The 15560-nt window shown below is 65.6% G+C and carries 13 protein-coding genes; 6 read left to right on the top strand and 7 right to left on the bottom strand.

The window, feature by feature from the left end; genetic code table 11:
• Nucleotides 1-88 precede the first annotated feature (88 nt).
• The 6 genes from HLH45_RS20075 (at nucleotide 89) to HLH45_RS20100 (ending at nucleotide 8614) form a co-directional block, all read left to right on the top strand.
• Nucleotides 89-1315, top strand: a complete 1227-nt coding sequence (locus tag HLH45_RS20075; protein ID WP_008571068.1) for an ATP-grasp domain-containing protein — start codon at nucleotides 89-91, stop codon at nucleotides 1313-1315.
• Entirely contained in the window at nucleotides 1312-3114 is a 1803-nt protein-coding gene (locus tag HLH45_RS20080; RefSeq protein WP_008571067.1) for an IucA/IucC family siderophore biosynthesis protein, read from the top strand. The genes HLH45_RS20075 and HLH45_RS20080 overlap by 4 nt, the downstream gene beginning before the upstream one ends.
• Nucleotides 3111-4307 (top strand): MFS transporter, encoded by a 1197-nt coding sequence (locus tag HLH45_RS20085; protein ID WP_008571066.1) that lies wholly within the window; start codon nucleotides 3111-3113, stop codon nucleotides 4305-4307. The genes HLH45_RS20080 and HLH45_RS20085 overlap by 4 nt, the downstream gene beginning before the upstream one ends.
• Nucleotides 4285-6054: an IucA/IucC family protein gene (locus HLH45_RS20090; RefSeq protein WP_008571065.1), complete on the top strand. Its 1770-nt coding sequence runs from the start codon at nucleotides 4285-4287 to the stop codon at nucleotides 6052-6054. The genes HLH45_RS20085 and HLH45_RS20090 overlap by 23 nt, the downstream gene beginning before the upstream one ends.
• Nucleotides 6051-7247, top strand: a complete 1197-nt coding sequence (locus HLH45_RS20095) for a type III PLP-dependent enzyme (RefSeq protein WP_008571064.1) — start codon at nucleotides 6051-6053, stop codon at nucleotides 7245-7247. Before HLH45_RS20090 ends, HLH45_RS20095 begins: the two co-directional genes overlap by 4 nt.
• Nucleotides 7248-8047: 800 nt before the next feature.
• A complete protein-coding gene (locus HLH45_RS20100; protein WP_008571062.1) occupies nucleotides 8048-8614 on the top strand; it encodes a hypothetical protein in 567 nt (188 codons plus the stop codon).
• A 9-nt stretch (nucleotides 8615-8623) separates the two neighbouring features.
• On the opposite strand, the gene HLH45_RS20105 is transcribed toward HLH45_RS20100, so the two are convergent.
• From HLH45_RS20105 to cobD, 7 genes are all read right to left on the bottom strand, one after another.
• The gene (locus HLH45_RS20105; protein ID WP_008571061.1) at nucleotides 8624-9760 is read right to left on the bottom strand and encodes a hypothetical protein; all 1137 of its coding nucleotides are present in this window, start codon (nucleotides 9758-9760) and stop codon (nucleotides 8624-8626) included.
• A gap of 429 nt (nucleotides 9761-10189) precedes the next feature.
• Nucleotides 10190-10924, bottom strand: a complete 735-nt coding sequence (locus HLH45_RS20110; RefSeq protein WP_008571060.1) for an adenosylcobinamide-GDP ribazoletransferase — start codon at nucleotides 10922-10924, stop codon at nucleotides 10190-10192.
• On the bottom strand, nucleotides 10921-11535 hold the full coding sequence (locus HLH45_RS20115; protein ID WP_008571059.1) for a histidine phosphatase family protein: 615 nt from the start codon (nucleotides 11533-11535) through the stop codon (nucleotides 10921-10923). Before HLH45_RS20115 ends, HLH45_RS20110 begins: the two co-directional genes overlap by 4 nt.
• On the bottom strand, nucleotides 11532-12578 hold the full coding sequence (gene cobT, locus HLH45_RS20120; RefSeq protein WP_014090830.1) for a nicotinate-nucleotide--dimethylbenzimidazole phosphoribosyltransferase: 1047 nt from the start codon (nucleotides 12576-12578) through the stop codon (nucleotides 11532-11534). The genes HLH45_RS20115 and cobT overlap by 4 nt, the downstream gene beginning before the upstream one ends.
• Nucleotides 12571-13095 carry a bifunctional adenosylcobinamide kinase/adenosylcobinamide-phosphate guanylyltransferase gene (gene cobU, locus HLH45_RS20125; RefSeq protein WP_008571057.1) on the bottom strand — a complete coding sequence of 175 codons (525 nt, stop codon included), beginning with the start codon at nucleotides 13093-13095 and terminating at the stop codon, nucleotides 12571-12573. Before cobU ends, cobT begins: the two co-directional genes overlap by 8 nt.
• Nucleotides 13083-14555, bottom strand: a complete 1473-nt coding sequence (locus HLH45_RS20130) for a cobyric acid synthase (protein WP_008571055.1) — start codon at nucleotides 14553-14555, stop codon at nucleotides 13083-13085. The genes cobU and HLH45_RS20130 overlap by 13 nt, the downstream gene beginning before the upstream one ends.
• Complete coding sequence (cobD, locus tag HLH45_RS20135) at nucleotides 14552-15535, bottom strand: threonine-phosphate decarboxylase CobD (RefSeq protein WP_008571053.1); 984 nt, start codon at nucleotides 15533-15535, stop codon at nucleotides 14552-14554. Before cobD ends, HLH45_RS20130 begins: the two co-directional genes overlap by 4 nt.
• Nucleotides 15536-15560: the final 25 nt, after the last annotated feature.

The raw sequence follows: 15560 nt of genomic DNA on the forward strand, positions 1-15560 counted from the left end.
CGTATCGCAGGCCACCCAACGCCGCCATGGCGCCAGGCAGCCCGTTCAGTACCGGTTTCCCCCACCGTCCTGTCGAACGAGAGCTGCCATGACTGCGACATCCGCTGCACCGTTGGTGATCCTCACCCATGTCTGCCATCCGGCCATCACCGAAGGTTTCCTGCCCGCCGCGCGCGCGCTGGGCCTGCCCGTATGGTTGCTGACCGACCACCGGCTCGATCACCTGGCCTATTTCCGCGAGCATCCCGCCCATGCACCGCAGCGGGTGATCGAATGCGATGTGTTCAATCCGCTCGGCGTCCTCGACGTACTGCACGATGCAGACATCACCCCGCGCGCGGTGTTCAGCAATAGCGACCATCTGCAGACCAGCACCGCGCTGGTGGCCGCAGCGCTTGGCCTGCCGGGCAAGGACTGGCAGGTGTGCTACGCCGCCAAGAACAAGGCTGCGATGCGCCAACGCTTGCGTGCGCGTGGACTGCCCTGCCCGTGGTTTTGCACGCTGGCGCCGGGCGCGGCGTTGCCGGCCCAGATTCCATGGCCTGTGGTGGCCAAGCCCCGCGAGGGCGTGGCGAGCCTGGATGTGCGCTGCTGCACCGATGCAGCGCAATTGCAGGCGTACCTGGACGATGGATGGCAGCGCCATCCGCAGCGCACCGTGCTGTTGGAAAGCATGCTGGAAGGTGCGCTGTTTACGCTGGAAACGCTGGGCGATGGCAAGCACCTGCAAGCCATCGGCGGCTTCAAGGTGCGATTGTCGCCGCCGCCGCATTTCGTCGAATGCGAAGCGCAGTGGGATGCCAACGCGGACACGCCGGTGATCGCGCAGGCGCTGCAACAGCTGCGCGCGTTCGGTGTCGGCTTCGGGCTGTGCCATAGCGAATTCATCCTCACCGCCGATGGCCCGGTGCTGGTGGAAATCAATTACCGCAGCATCGGCGATCGGCGCGAATTCCTGCTCGACGAGATGTTTTCCAAGCAATGGTTCAACGCGGCGCTGGCACCGCATCTGGGCCTGCCGTTGCCACAGCTCCGCAGTGCCCATGCGCATGCTTTGCTGCGCTACTACGTGGCCGAACACGACGGCGAATTGGTCGCCGCCAGCGAAGACCGCCGCCAGCGCGATGCGCACAGCGACGTGCAGTACCGGCGGATGCGCGCACCGGGCGAGCGCATCCGCCTGAGCCATTCCAACAAGGATTACCTGGGCGTGCTGAGTGCGTTGGCACGCGATGCGCAGACACTGCAACACGCAGTGGTGCAGGCCGAAGCGGGCCTGCAGTGGCGCATCGACGGCGCGGAACTGCGCGCATGAGCAGCATGGCCGACCAACGCTACATCGCCACCCGCATCATCGATGCCTGCCTGCGCGAAGACCTGCGTGGGATTGCGACCCGCGGCAGTGCGGCGGTGCCGGATGCGCAGGTGCTGGCGCAGTGGACCGACCCCAGCCCGGTGCATGGATGGTGGCGCATCGCTCACCTGCCCGGCGGCACGATGTGGCTGCCGATCCATCGTCAAGGCGTGCTGCAGGACATCGGTGCCTGCGGCGACAGCTGGATTGTGCGCAGCGACGACAGCGTGCATGTCGAACGTGGCGCGCACGCCTGGCTGCACCGCCTGAGCGCAGAACTCGACAGCGAAACGCAACAGCTGCATCGCGCCTACGCCGACGAAGCCGACTGCGCCGCCGCGCACCGCGGGCTGGCGCGGCAGGCCTACCACGCGCAGGCACCGGCGTTGCGCACTGCGCTGCATCACCGCGATGCCGCCGAGCGTGCCTACCGCTGCGACCAACTGGCCAGCTACCGCGACCATCCGTTCTATCCCACCGCGCGCGCCAAGGCCGGGCTGGATGCGGCCGAGCTGCGCCACTACGCGCCGGAATTCGCGCCGACCTTCGCGCTGCGTTGGCTGGCGGTTCCGCAGGCGTTGGCGCAATGCACCAGCGCCCCGCCGGCCGAGCTGTGGCCGGATTTCGCCAGCCTGGGCCTGCCGCCCGAGTTGGCCGCCACGCATCTGCCCTGGCCGGTGCATCCGCTGGTGTGGGAGCGCCTGGAGCAGGAGGGCTTCGCACTGCCCGAGGACGTGCTGCGAGCGCCCAACGCCTGGCTGGACGTGCGCCCGACGCTGTCGGTGCGCACGCTGGTGCCGCTGCGGCATCCACACCTGCATCTCAAATTGCCCATTCCGATGCGCACGCTGGGCGCCCTCAACCTGCGTTTGATCAAGCCGTCCACGCTGTATGACGGGCACTGGATGGAGCGCGCGTTGCGGCGCATCGATGCGCTGGATCCTGCAGTGCAAGGCCGCTGCGTGTTCGTCGACGAGTCGCACGGCGGGCATGTCGGGCAGACGCGGCATCTGGCCTATCTGGTGCGGCGTTACCCAGCGCTTGACGATGCCACGCTGGTCCCGGTGGCTGCGCTATGCGCGCCCATGCCCGATGGCCGCCCGATGGCGATCCATCTTGCCGAGCGTTTTGCGCATGGCGACGTGCTGCATTGGTGGCGCGACTACACCGAACTGCTGCTTGCCGTACATCTGCGCCTGTGGCTGCGTTATGGCATTGCACTGGAAGCCAATCAGCAAAACAGCGTGCTGGTGTATGCCGATGGCCAAGCCACGCGCCTGTTGATGAAGGACAACGACGCTGCGCGGATTGCGCTGCCCCAGTTGCGCGCGGCGCTGCCGGAGCCGGATGCAATGGGCCCGCTGCAGGATGCGCGTATTGCGGTGGACGATCCGCAGGCGTTGACGCAGATGTTCTGCACGATCGTGCTCCAGCTGGATCTGCAGGCGGTGCTGGAAGGCCTGGCCGAATGGCAACCCGCATTGCGCGCACCGTTATACGCGCAGCTGCAGGACCAGTTCGCTGCGACGCTGGCGCAACTGGACGCCGATGGCATCGATACCGGCCCTGCGCGCCGGCTGTTGGCTGCGCCACGGCTGCCGGTGAAATACCTGCTCAGCGCCGGCAGCCTGCTCAGCAAGCACGTCACCGGCGCCACCGACATCAACAAGTTCTACGGCGACAGCGCGCCCAATCCATTCGGCGATGCGTTCGCCGATACGCGACAACCGCCGCGCAGGCAAGCGGGCGTGCCGCGATGAGGCGCATCCTGGGTCCGGTGCTGGCTGCGCATTATCTGGCGGCATTCACGGCGTTGGGCATGCCGCTGTTTCTGCCGCAGGTGTTGGCCGAACTCGCACCATCGGCCGCGGTGGGCTGGAGCGGCGTGCTGTATGTCTTGCCCACGCTCTGCACTGCACTGACGGCAAGCAGCTGGGGGCGTTGGGCGGACCGCCATGGACGCAAACGTTCGCTGCTGCGCGCACAACTGGGCCTGGCGCTGGGCTTTGCGATTGCCGGCTTCGCGCCGTCGCTGACCTGGCTGGTGATCGGCCTGGTCGTGCAAGGCACCTGCGGCGGCTCGCTGGCGGCGGCCAATGCGTATCTGGCCAGCCAGCCGCAGGCCGGCCCGTTGGCGCGTGCATTGGACTGGACACAGTATTCGGCCCGCCTTGCCATGGTGAGCGCACCGGCACTGCTGGGCATGGCACTGGCGCTGGGTCCTGCGCAATCGCTGTATCGCGCACTGGCGTTGCTGCCATTGATGGCGTTTGCGTTGACGTGGCGACTGCCGGCCGATCGGCCTGCTGCGCGAGAACACACTGCCGGCAAGGCTGCCACGTCTTCCAGGCACGCAGCTCCATCGCCTGCATCGCCGCGCCCCCATGCCGCGCCGTTGTGGCCAGCTCTGCTGCTCGCACAGTTCTTGTTCTGCTTTGCGATGGTGGTGACATTCCCGTATTTCATCCCGTATGCGCTTGCGCGCGGCGCCGGCCACGATGCGCTTGCCGGTTTGCTCTACAGCCTGCCGCATCTGGTCTATCTGGTGGTGCTGCCCTGGTGGCGACGCGGCGATAGCGAGGCGTGGCTGGTGCCGGGCCTGGCGTTGTTTGCGGTGGCCTGCGTGTGGCAGGCGCTGTTGCACGATGCCGTCACATTGGCGGCAGCGCGGCTGTTGTTTGGCTTCGGCATGTTGTTCGGGCTGCGTGGGCTCAACCGCAGCCTGGCGCACATTGCCAGCGGGCATGGCGCCGGGCGCCTGTTCGGTCGCTTCGATGCCTGTGGCAAATGGGCCGGCGTGTTCGCCGGTGCCGCTGCCGGCGCATTGGCACAGGCGTCCGGCCCCGCTACCCCTTTCCTGGCTGCGGCACTGGCCGCGACCGTTGCTGCGCTCACCGTTCTGGTGCGCTTTCCTTCGAGGAGAACTGCCGATGTCGCCGCACACGATGCATGACCCCTGGTACGACAGCATGGCCGACGCGCAGGCCTGCAGCTGCTGGTTGAACTGCTATCTGCGCGAATTCGCGATTCCGCAGCGTGCGGTGCAGTTCGACTATCGCGGGCTGGATCGACCCGGCCCGCGCGTGGCCGAACAACGCTGGCTGCGCATCGATCTGGGCGAGGTCGGTACGCTGTGCGTGCGCATCGCCTATGCCGATCGCCTGGGCCGCTGCCGGTTCGCCTCTGCGCCGTTTCTCAAGAGCGCCGGCAAGCCGTGGCATAGCCTGGATGCGCAGGCGCTGGCACGCTGCCTGTTGCAGGCCCTGGGCAGCGCGCGGGACATCAACCCGGAGCTGTTGGCGCAAAGCGCCAATAGCGTGGCCGTCACCGCTGCGTTATTGCGCCAGGCCCAGGTCGCCGCCGCCACCGGCGAGGCGATGATCGACGCCGAACAATCGATGCTGTGGGGGCATGCATTGCACCCGACGCCCAAGAGCCGCGAAGGCGTGGATCTGGATCAGGTGCTGGCCTGCGCACCGGAAGCGCGCGCGTCGTTCCAGCTGTTCTGGTTCCGCATCGACCCGCGCCTGCTGCGCATCCAGGGACGCGACGTGCGCGCGACATTAAAGCAGCTCAGCGGCAGCGACGATCTCTATCCCTGCCACCCCTGGGAAGCGCAGCGGCTGCTCGACGCCCCCTTGCTGCGCAGCTTGCAGGCACGCGGCCTGATTACGCCGGTCGGCCCATTAGGCGATGCACTGCGGCCCACCTCGTCGGTCCGCACGCTGTACCACCCGGAACTTGCGTATTTCCTCAAGTGCTCGGTGCATGTGCGGCTCACCAACTGCGTGCGCAAGAACGCATGGTACGAACTGGAGAGCGCGGTTGCGCTCACCGAGCTATTGGCACCGAGCTGGCGTGCCCTGGCCACACAGGTGCCGGGCTTCGATGTGATGCTGGAGCCAGCGGCGACTTCGCTGGACGTGGCGTCGGTCGATCCCGCATTGCATGCCGCCGACCCGTTGGCGGCGCGCACCTTGTCGGAGAGCTTCGGCATTCTGTACCGGCAAAACATTCCCGCCGCGCAACGTGCACGCTGGCAACCGCAGGTGGCTGCGGCCTTGTTCACCTGCGATGCGCAGGGCAATAGCGTGTGCGCCGCGCGCCTGCGGGCGCTCGGCAGCGCGCAGATGGACCACCGAACCGCAACGCTGCTGTGGTTCCGCACCTATGCCGGGCTGCTGCTGGACGGAGTGTGGAGCGCACTGTTCCAGCACGGCATCGCGCTGGAACCGCATCTGCAAAACACCGTGATCGGCTTTGCCGACGGCTGGCCGACGCGGGTGTGGGTCCGCGACCTGGAAGGCACCAAGCTGCTCGCCCATCACTGGCCGGCCGCGCGCCTGCGCGGCGTCGGCGAACGCGCACGCCAATCGCTGTACTACACCCCAGAACAGGGCTGGAACCGGGTGGCGTATTGCGCGCTGGTCAACAATCTGGCCGAGGCGATCTTTCATCTGGGCGAAGGCGATGCCGCACTCGAAGCGCGGCTATGGCAATGCGTGGGCGAGATCGCGCTGCGCTGGCAACAACGCCATGGCGCGCAAGCGGCGCTGCAGGGTCTGGTCGACGGCGCGCCGCTGCCGGGCAAGAACAATCTGGGTACCCGTCTATGGCAGCGTGCCGACCGCCAATCCGACTACACCGCGCTGCCCAACCCCATCCCCCGCATCACGGCGCAGCGGCAGGTGGCGGCGTGAGTCTGCACATCGATACCGCCGCACTGCTTGCGGCCTTGCCGCAGGTGCGCGCGCGCTGCGAAGGCCCGATCTGCGCGTATGTCTACGATCTGGCGGCATTGGACGCACACGCGGCCTGGATGCGTGCACAGCTGCCGGCGCAGTGCGAGCTGTTCTATGCGGCCAAAGCCAATGCAGAACCGCCGATTCTGCAAACGCTGGCAGCGCACGTGGATGGCTTCGAAGCCGCATCCGGCGGCGAACTCGCCTGGCTGCATGCGCAGCAACCGCAGGCACCGTTGTTGTTCGGTGGCCCGGGCAAACTCGATACCGAACTCGCGCAGGCAGCCGCCCTGCCCGACTGCACCGTGCATGTGGAAAGCCTGAGCGAACTCGAACGCCTGGCGGCAATTGCAGCGCACGCCGGCCGCTGCGTGCCCGTGTTCCTGCGCATGAATATCGCCGTACCCGGCGCGCAGAGCACGCGCTTGATGATGGGCGGGCAACCCTCGCCGTTCGGCCTGGATCCAAGCGATCTGGATGCAGCAATCCGGCGAGTGCAGGCCAATCCATCGCTGCGCCTGGAAGGCTTCCATTTCCATCTGATGTCGCATCAACGCAGCGCCGCTGCGCAGCTGCATCTGGTGGCCGCCTACCTGCGCACCGTGCAGCAATGGCGACAGACCTATGCGCTTGGTCCACTGCGGGTAAACGCCGGTGGCGGCTTCGGTGTGGACTACCGGGCACCGGACGCGTCGTTTGACTGGGCCGGCTTCTGCGCCGGGCTACCAGCCCTGCTGGGCGAACATGGCACCGACCTGCGCCTGCGCCTGGAACCGGGGCGCTATGTCAGCGCCAGCTGCGGTTGGTACTTGATGGAAGTGCTCGATCTCAAACGCAGCCACGGCGCCTGGTTTGCGGTTGCGCGCGGTGGTACCCATCACTTCCGCACGCCGGCCGCGCAGGCGCACGATCATCCATTCCGCGTATTGCGCGGCACCCGCACCCCCGTGATCAGCGACACGCCGGTCACCCTGGTCGGCCAGTTATGCACGCCCAAGGATGTGCTGGCACGCGACCAGCATGTCGCCGCACTCGCACCCGGCGATTGCCTGGCCTTCCCGCTGGCCGGTGCCTATGCGTGGAATATTTCGCACCAGCAGTTCCTGATGCACCCGCCGCCGCAGATGGTGTTTCTAACGGAGGGGCATTGACTTACCGATTGCGGACGAACAACCCTCAGGCGTGCGTCAGCAGGCTCACAGGCAGATATGCTGTTGCCGCAATTTCCTGAGGTGACTCGAAGTAGCTGTACAGAAATTTCGTAGACGTTAGCCAAACGGATCGTTGCCCAGTGGCAATTCTCCTAGGGATGGTCTGAATGGCCCGCTAGACCTCTCAAATTCCGGCTTCTTGCATGTCAATGACGAGCAACATGTCGGGTTTGGTGCGATTTCCGCAACTTTCTAGCGGTTTTAGCTGCCCCCAGGCAGCATTACCCCGGACCGGCAGCAATTGCCAGCGCACCATCCATCAGTTGGCCTCTGGCTCCGCTCTTGCCTGCGCCCTCAGACCCCGGCCAAGGATGAGATCGCGGCATGATTGAGTTCGACCCGCATCAGCGTATAGATCTGACCAGCCCTCGGACCGGTTCTATTTCCTCGGTGATCGCCTGATCACTCCCCGAGGGTCGCGAGCTGCTCCCGGAAGATTTGGCATGGCTGTCGCTCACCGCCTGCCAAGCGCAGGAATGGCGCCGGATGCTGGAAGCTGCACGCTCGGAACCGTTGCTCAACCGCACCGCGCTTGAACTCGGCACTGACCTTCCTAGGCTTTGACACGGACAACTCATCATGGCCTGAGTCGACCTTCTTGTCAGTGTCCGTGAAAACGGGGTAGAACTCCCACTGCAATCCTGGAAGGCTAAGCTATGGCCCGTAGCCGCTTGCATGGGGTCACGACAAGAATGCACGAAACCGTATGTCAATGACCAACGAATGGAGAACGATTTCAGATGAAGAATTGGCTGATCGGCTTAGTAGTCACCATGGCATGGACTAGCCCCTGCGCTGCTCAAATCGCCCCTGAGTTACTCGGGGGCGCGGATCCGAACAAGCCGATGTTCAGCGAATCCTTCTACAAAGGGATTGAGGGCAATTGGGTGCTGGTACGCGAACCCGTCAACACCGGTTACCACTGCTCGGTTAATTTCATCACGCCAAATTCCACCTTGTCGTTTCGCGGTCCCGCCGACGCTGGGATGGCGAAAAAGGGTCATGGCACTCTTTGGTTCATCAGCGAGGCAATCCCCCCGGTGACAAAGCCCGAGATTGCTCCGATCACGTTGTCATCCACCAACCACCCTACGCAGAATGTTCAGGCCGCCCATGTGAGCATGCCTGGCCAGAGCAGTGGGGCGTTGTTGCTGACCATCGACGTGCAGAAATCGGTACAGGAAAAGCCGGACAGTAATGAGCTCGCCATCCAGCTTCAGGGGAAAGAGGTGTTCCGGTCAAAAGTTGTCCAGTTGCAGCTGGCGTATCGCCAGCTTTCGGCTTGCATGAGCGCGGCTCGAAAATAGACCATCACTTCAGCCGTTTGGCACGTTCAAGATGTCGGTGCAGGCGCGACCCATCCCACTTGTGTCGCCACTTGACTCAACGAAGATATTCACATCGGCAACCCTCAGCATCCCGGCGCTGTCCGGGATTAGCGCATAGCGGACGTTGCAACTTTTATAACCGCCGCCATTGTAAGTCGCGCCGGTCACAAGATTCTGCCACATGACGCGATTGTCAAAGGCCTGCCCATAAGAGAGCGTCCGCGCGATCCCGGCCTGACGGACAGCGGGGTTGCCGTTTGCGGCGACGACCTCTTGCTCAGTCTTACCCAGCCACACCTGGATCAGGAGCGATTCACTGCGCGATAAACGCCTTTTTCCACGGTATTCAGCGGCGGTCTGAGTAAAGTCCATATCGGCCTTCATTGCTGCCAGATTGCCCTGCACCTTCCCCTGGGCTTCGGCTACTTGTTGCTGCGCTTGTGCCAATTTTGCCTTGAGCGCTGTCGATTCTGCTGGCGTCAGCTTGCGGCCGCCATTGATCGCGGGCTTCGGCACGTCAGACCACAGCGTTTCCCAGGTAAAATCGGCAAGCGAACTCATCGACAGTCCGGCGGGGACCAGTTCCAGTCCATTCAAGCCAATGGCTGCCAGTTTCGCTCGCAATGTATCGGACTTAATTACATGATCGACCACCGCAGCTTGTTTGGCATCGCCAATGCTGGCACTGTTGCAGGCTACATTCCATGCCTGTCGCATCGTGTAGCTGGTCGTGCTTTGCCAATCGGTGGGCTGGAGATCGATGATCGCCGGATCCTGTTTCATGGTCTTTGCGCCGCTGGCCACCCGGAATTCTACGGAATCCGGCGTGTCCAATATGCCGGTTGAATCAGCCTTGCGCTTGGGTGCGCCACGGCCGCGCCGAAGCGACTTGGGGCATTTGAACTGAAGTTGATATTCCAACCATAGGGGTTGGTCGACCGCTTCATAGACCATCGTCAAATCAATCTGAATGACACGGCTTGAGTCAGGATTTGCGAGATCAGCATTGATCGGTGTGTGGTCCATAATTGCGTCACTGGCGTAGACGTTGACACGCTTTCCGGCTGCACCTTGCATATCGATCAGAAACTTGCTGGCCCCGACTTGCGTTGCGATGACCATCATGCCCGCACCGATTACGAGTTTTGTGATTTGTCGTGTCATGAGCGCTTCCTTACCCGTTTTACAAACTCGCGTTCTACCGCGCACGTATGTTACTGATATCAAGACGTTCTCAAAATTTGAGTACGCAATTTTGAAGCTTCTGCCGGAACCTGGCGCTTCCAGGTCGATTGTGCTGCAGCGACGTCGGAAATGCTAAGCCTTGTTGCGGAATGCCCTCGTTAGGCTTATAGACCAAACAAGGGACTTCTCTGAGTGCCGGGAAGCCACGAGCGACGCTGGCGTTGCACCTGCGCCGGAGAACTCAACAGATGACGCACGCTGACGGATGCCGTTGGTCGCAGCGCCCACGGCCGCTACGCAGGCGCAGACGACTCGGGGGCTGGGGCATCAGTCGTGAGGACGATTGCGTCAGCTGCAGCGCCTGCCTGTTCAAGCCGACCACAGCGCCAGCGTCACCAGCACGGCCGTTTCGGTCAGTTCCACCAATGCGCCGCAGGTATCGCCGGTCATGCCGCCAAGGCGCTGCAGGCAGGCGCGGCGCCAGAGTGCGAACACCAGTGCGGTGATACCAACGCACAACGCCGCGGTGGCCAGCCCGGCAACGATGCACACCGCGGTGCCGGCGCTCAGCGCCAGCCACAGGCCTGCACGCGGGGCGCCCGACAGCGCGCTGCCCAGCCCGCCGGCGCGCACATACGGCGTACTTAGGAACGCGGCAACCAGCGCGCTGCGCGCCAGTAGCGGCGCCAGCCATAGCGTGGTCGGCGCCTGCGCCAGCAGGCTGGCCAGTGCGGCGCATTTGAGCAGCAACACCAGCACCACTGCGGTGACTGCCATCGGGCCGCTGGCGGGGTCCTTCATGATCGCCAGCGTGCGCGCGCGCTCGCCCATGCCGCCGACCCACGCATCGGTCGTGTCGGCCAGGCCATCCAGATGCAACGCGCCGGTCAGCCATACCCAGGCGCTCAACAGCAGCGCTGCGCCCAGCAACGGCGCCACCTCGCGCAGGCACCAGGCCAACCCGCACACCACCCCACCGAGCAACACGCCCACCAGCGGGTACCAGCACAGCGAGCGCGCCTGCGCGCCTGCGCGCGTGAACACCCGGGCGGGCACCGGGATGCGGGTCAGGAACCCGATCGCCGCCAGCAACCCGTCGATCATTCGGTGTCGTGCGCCAGTGGCAATGCCGTGGATGAGACCGGCGATCTCAAGCCGCCAGCCGCGTCGGTCGGCGGCCAGGCCAGCGAATGCAGCGACGCATGCGGCACTGCCAGTTCGGTCATCCGGCCGAAGCCACTCCCGGCGACCAGGCACTGCAACGCGCGGATGGCGCCGCCGTGGGTGACCACCAGCACGCGCTGTGCCGGGTAGCTGGCGACGATGGCATCGAGCGCGGCCGACAGGCGCGCGCAGAAGTCGGTAAACGGTTCGGCCTGCGGTGGCGGATGGCGCAGCGGGTCGGCCCAGAAGCGGCCCAGCGCTTGCCCTTCGTCGCGATCGATGTCGGCCACGGGCACGCCCTGCCAGCGGCCGAAGTGATATTCGCGCAGGCGCCGGTCCAGCTGCAGCGGAATGGCACGCGCGTGGGCAAGCTCGGTGGCGAACAACGCGCAGCGCTGCAACGTGGACGCCACGACTGCGTCCCACGTGCCATCGGCAGTGGCCGCACGCAATTGCTGCCAGCCCAGTTCGGTGAGCGGGTCGTCGAGCTGGCCGCGATAGCTGCGTTGCCCGGTGTCGCCATGCCGCAACAAGGTGATTTGCGCGCTCATGCGTCCGACACCCCGGCTTCGGCAAACGTCGCCATGCCGTTATGCAAGGCGCAGGCGCTGCGCAGCAGCGGAATCGCCACCGCCGCGCCGCTGGCTTCGCCCAGACGCAGGTCCAGTTGCAGCAAGGGCTCGGCATCCATTGCGCGCAGCAGCGCTGCATGCCCACGCTCCTGCGAGCGATGCCCGAACAACAACCACTCGCGCACGCCGGGATTCAGGCGAGTGGCCACCAGTGCCGCCGCCGTGGTGATGAAGCCATCCACCAGCACCGGGATGCCGGCCTGCGCGGCGGCGATATAGGCGCCGACCAAGGCAGCGATTTCGAATCCGCCCAGCCGGCGCAGACGCTCCAGCGGGCTCGATGCATCGGCATGCAAGGCCAGCGCACGCGTGATCACGGTGGCCTTGTGCGCAATGCCTTCGGCATCCAGGCCGGTGCCTGCGCCGGCCATCGCCTGCGGAAACTGCGACAGCAAGGCGCAGCCCAGCGCCGCGGCGGCGGTGGTGTTGCCGATGCCCATCTCGCCGCCGACAAATAGCTGGGTATCGCAACTCTTGGCCTGCGCGATGCTGTCGGCGCCGGCGGCGAGCGCATCGCGCAATTGGGTGGCCGTCATCGCCGGCTGCTCGCAGATATTGGCGCTGCTAGGCGCAATCCAGGCACGCCGCACCCGCGGTAGGTCGCCGGGGTCGTTGACCACGCCCAGATTCACCACTTCCAGCCGCGCGCCCAACTCGCGCGCCAGTACCGCAATGGCGGCGCCACCGCGTGCGAAATTGCGCACCATCTCGCCGGTCACTGCCTGCGGAAAAGCCGAGACTCCTTCGGCCGCTACGCCATGGTCGGCGGCATACACCGCGATCCAGACCCGCTGCACTCCGGGCCGATCGGTGCGTTGCCAGGCGGCCAGCTGCACTGCCAGGTGTTCCAGCCGGCCCAATGCGCCGGGCGGCTTGGTCAGCTGTTCCTGCCGGGCAAGCGCGGCAGAGCGCATGCGCGCGTCCGGCACTGCGCAGGCACCAAAAATCCAATCGCTACTCACACGCGCTCTCCTTCAACACCATCGGCAATCCTGCCACCACCAACACCACACGCTCGCACTGTAGCGCCAATGCCTGATGCAGCCAGCCAGCCTCGTCCACAAACCGACGCGTGAGTTCGCCCAACGGCACGATGCCCTGCCCCACTTCGTTGCTGACCAGCAGGATCTGCCCCGGCAACTGCGGCAGCGTTGCCAGCAGCGCATCGCGCTCGCGCGCGAACATGCCTGCATCCGGGTGGCCGAGCAGATTGCTCAGCCACAGGGTCAGGCAATCCACCAGCACGCAGCGATCCGGCGCGGCATGCGCCTGCAACGTCGCCGCCAGCGCGATGGGCTCTTCCACGCACTGCCAATGCGCGGGGCGTTCGCTGCGGTGATGGGCAATGCGCCGATGCATTTCGTCATCGAAGGCTTGCGCTGTAGCCAGGTAAGTCACTGCGCGCCCGGACGCTGCCGCGATGCGCTCGGCCAGTGCGCTCTTGCCCGAACGGGCGCCGCCAAGAATCAGTTGCTGCATGCCGGTTCCCTGCTGATGAGGCGTGTCAGTGCCGCGGTATCCAGATGCGTGTGCACCGCATCGGCCAGACGCTCCAGGCTGGCTTCGCGCAGCGCCGCAAGATCCAGTGGCGCGGCCTGCGCCAGACCGGCCCACGCCAGCAATGCAGCCAGTGCCTGCGGGTGGTCGAACACCCCATGCACATAGGTGCCGAGCACCTGGCCGTCGTCGGAGATGGCGCCATCGGTACGCCCATCGTCCAGCTGCAGCAATGGCCGTGCCAATGCGGCGCCGCTGCTGAGACCGCAGTGAATTTCATAGCCGCTGACACTGGCATCGCCCAGCAGCAGGCGCCCGTGCACGCGAAGCAGTTGCTTGTGCGGCTGCAGCGTGGTTTGCAGCGACAGCCACCCAAGACCGGGGCTGCTGCCCGCTGCCCCCTCGATGCCATCCGGGTCGTGGAGATGGGTGCCCAGCATCTGCAGTCCACCGCAGATGCCAAGCAGTTTTCCGCCGTAGCGCAGGTGACGGGCAATGGCGGCGTCCCACCCGTGCGTACGCAGCCACTGCAGATCGTGCCGGGTGGATTTGCTGCCCGGCAGCAGGATCAGATCGCACGGCGGCGTCTGCCCGGGACCGATCAAGCGCACATCCACCTGCGGATGCGCCAGCAACGCGTCGACATCGGTGTGATTGCTGATGCGCGGCAGCACTGGCACCACCACGCGCAATTGCGACTGTGGTTTCTGCGGCGCGTTGCGTGGCACCGCATCTTCGGCATCCAGCTGCAGGCCGTGCAGATACGGAAGGACGCCGAGCACCGGCTTGCCCGTTTCGCGCTCCAGCCACGCCAGGCCGGGCTGCAGCAGCGCCAGATCTCCGCGAAACCGGTTGATCACAACACCGGCAACGCGTGCGCGCTCGCTGGCCGAGAGCAACGCCAGCGTGCCGACCAGATGAGCGAACACGCCGCCGCGGTCGATGTCGGCCACCAGGATCACGGCGCAGTCCACCGCTTCGGCATAGCCCATGTTGGCGATGTCGTTGTCGCGTAGATTGATCTCGGCCGGGCTGCCGGCACCTTCCACCAGCACCACATCGAAGCGCTCGACCAGGCGCACGTGCGAGGCCAACACGGCGTTGAATGCGGTCGCCTTGTAGGCGTGATAGCCCACCGCATCCAGGGTGGCGACCGGATGCCCGTGCACGATGACCTGCGCACCGGCATCGCTGTTGGGCTTGAGCAACACCGGGTTGAAATCGGTCTGCGGCTCCAGCCCGCATGCCTGTGCCTGCAATGCCTGCGCGCGGCCGATTTCGCCACCGTCCACCGTCACTGCCGAATTCAACGCCATGTTCTGCGGCTTGAATGGCGCCACCGCAATGCCCTGCCGATGCAGCCACCGGCACAGCGCGGCCACCAGCGTGCTCTTGCCCGCATCGGAGGTGCAGCCCTGCACCATCAGTACGCGCGCGCTCATGCCAGCACCTGGCGCAGTGCCACGTCCAGGCGCGCCTCGCCCGCGGCGTCGGGTGGAAGACCCAAGCGCAGACTGTTCGGTGTGTCGAACAGCCGCGTCAAAATGCCGCGTTGCGCCAGCACGACGTGCAAGGCGGCCGCGTCGTCGTGCTGGCACCACTGAAAGAACGCCGTGCCTGCGGTAGGTACGATCGCATGCGCATGCAACAGCTGCGCAAGCCGCTGCGATGCCGCGTGCAGACGCGCACGTGCCTGAACCTGCCACGGCGTATCGGCCAATGCCTGCTGCACGGCCCATCGCGCCGGCCCGCTCAGCGTCCATGGTCCCAAGCGTTCGCGCACGGCATCCAGCAATGCGCGATCTGCGCAGACAAAGCCCGCACGTGCGCCTGCCATGCCGAAGAACTTGCCCACCGACCGCAGCACCACCAGACCGGGCCGCTGGCTGAAGGCGCAGACGCTGTGTTGCGGGGTCGCATCCATGAAGGCCTCGTCGATCACCAGCCACCCGCCGCGTGCTGCAAGCCGCGCATGCAGCTGCAGCAGCGTGTCGGGATCGAAGCACTCGGCGCATGGATTATTGGGATGAATCAGCACGGCCACATCCAGCGTCTCACCCGCGTGCAGCAATTGCGCGGCGCTCATCGGCACGACCTGATGCCCGGCACGCCGCCATGCCTGTGCATGCTCGGCGTAGCCAGGCGTAAGTACGCCGACGCGGCCGGGCGCGCGCAGCAGTGGCAAGGCCTGAATCGCCGCCTGCGAGCCGGCCACCGGCAGTACCTGCGGCGCGCCGTAATATGCCGCCGCGCACTCTGCCAGGCCATCGTCGTCTTCCGGCAAGCGCTGCCACGCATGTTCCGGAATGGCGGGCACCGGCCAGGCGAACGGGCTCACGCCGGTGGACAGGTCCAGCCAGTGCGCGAGCGGAATGTTGTAAGCCTGCGCAGCGCGGCGCAGGCGCCCGCCATGTTCAAGCATTGCGCACTCCCGGTAATGGAGCGGC

This window comes from Xanthomonas euvesicatoria (genome assembly GCF_013112235.1).
Classification (GTDB): Bacteria; Pseudomonadota; Gammaproteobacteria; order Xanthomonadales; family Xanthomonadaceae; genus Xanthomonas; species Xanthomonas euvesicatoria.

What these genes read in the sequence shown, in the direction of transcription:
- HLH45_RS20075 (WP_008571068.1), top strand. Translation starts at nt 89, where the DNA reads ATGACTGCGACATCCGCTGCACCGTTGGTGATCCTCACCCATGTCTGC.
- HLH45_RS20080 (WP_008571067.1), top strand. Translation starts at nt 1,312, where the DNA reads ATGAGCAGCATGGCCGACCAACGCTACATCGCCACCCGCATCATCGAT.
- HLH45_RS20085 (WP_008571066.1), top strand. Translation starts at nt 3,111, where the DNA reads ATGAGGCGCATCCTGGGTCCGGTGCTGGCTGCGCATTATCTGGCGGCA.
- HLH45_RS20090 (WP_008571065.1), top strand. Translation starts at nt 4,285, where the DNA reads ATGTCGCCGCACACGATGCATGACCCCTGGTACGACAGCATGGCCGAC.
- HLH45_RS20100 (WP_008571062.1), top strand. Translation starts at nt 8,048, where the DNA reads ATGAAGAATTGGCTGATCGGCTTAGTAGTCACCATGGCATGGACTAGC.
- HLH45_RS20105 (WP_008571061.1), bottom strand. Translation starts at nt 9,760, where the DNA reads ATGATGGTCATCGCAACGCAAGTCGGGGCCAGCAAGTTTCTGATCGAT.
- HLH45_RS20110 (WP_008571060.1), bottom strand. Translation starts at nt 10,924, where the DNA reads ATGATCGACGGGTTGCTGGCGGCGATCGGGTTCCTGACCCGCATCCCG.
- HLH45_RS20115 (WP_008571059.1), bottom strand. Translation starts at nt 11,535, where the DNA reads ATGAGCGCGCAAATCACCTTGTTGCGGCATGGCGACACCGGGCAACGC.
- cobU (WP_008571057.1), bottom strand. Translation starts at nt 13,095, where the DNA reads ATGCAGCAACTGATTCTTGGCGGCGCCCGTTCGGGCAAGAGCGCACTG.
- HLH45_RS20130 (WP_008571055.1), bottom strand. Translation starts at nt 14,555, where the DNA reads ATGAGCGCGCGCGTACTGATGGTGCAGGGCTGCACCTCCGATGCGGGC.
- cobD (WP_008571053.1), bottom strand. Translation starts at nt 15,535, where the DNA reads ATGCTTGAACATGGCGGGCGCCTGCGCCGCGCTGCGCAGGCTTACAAC.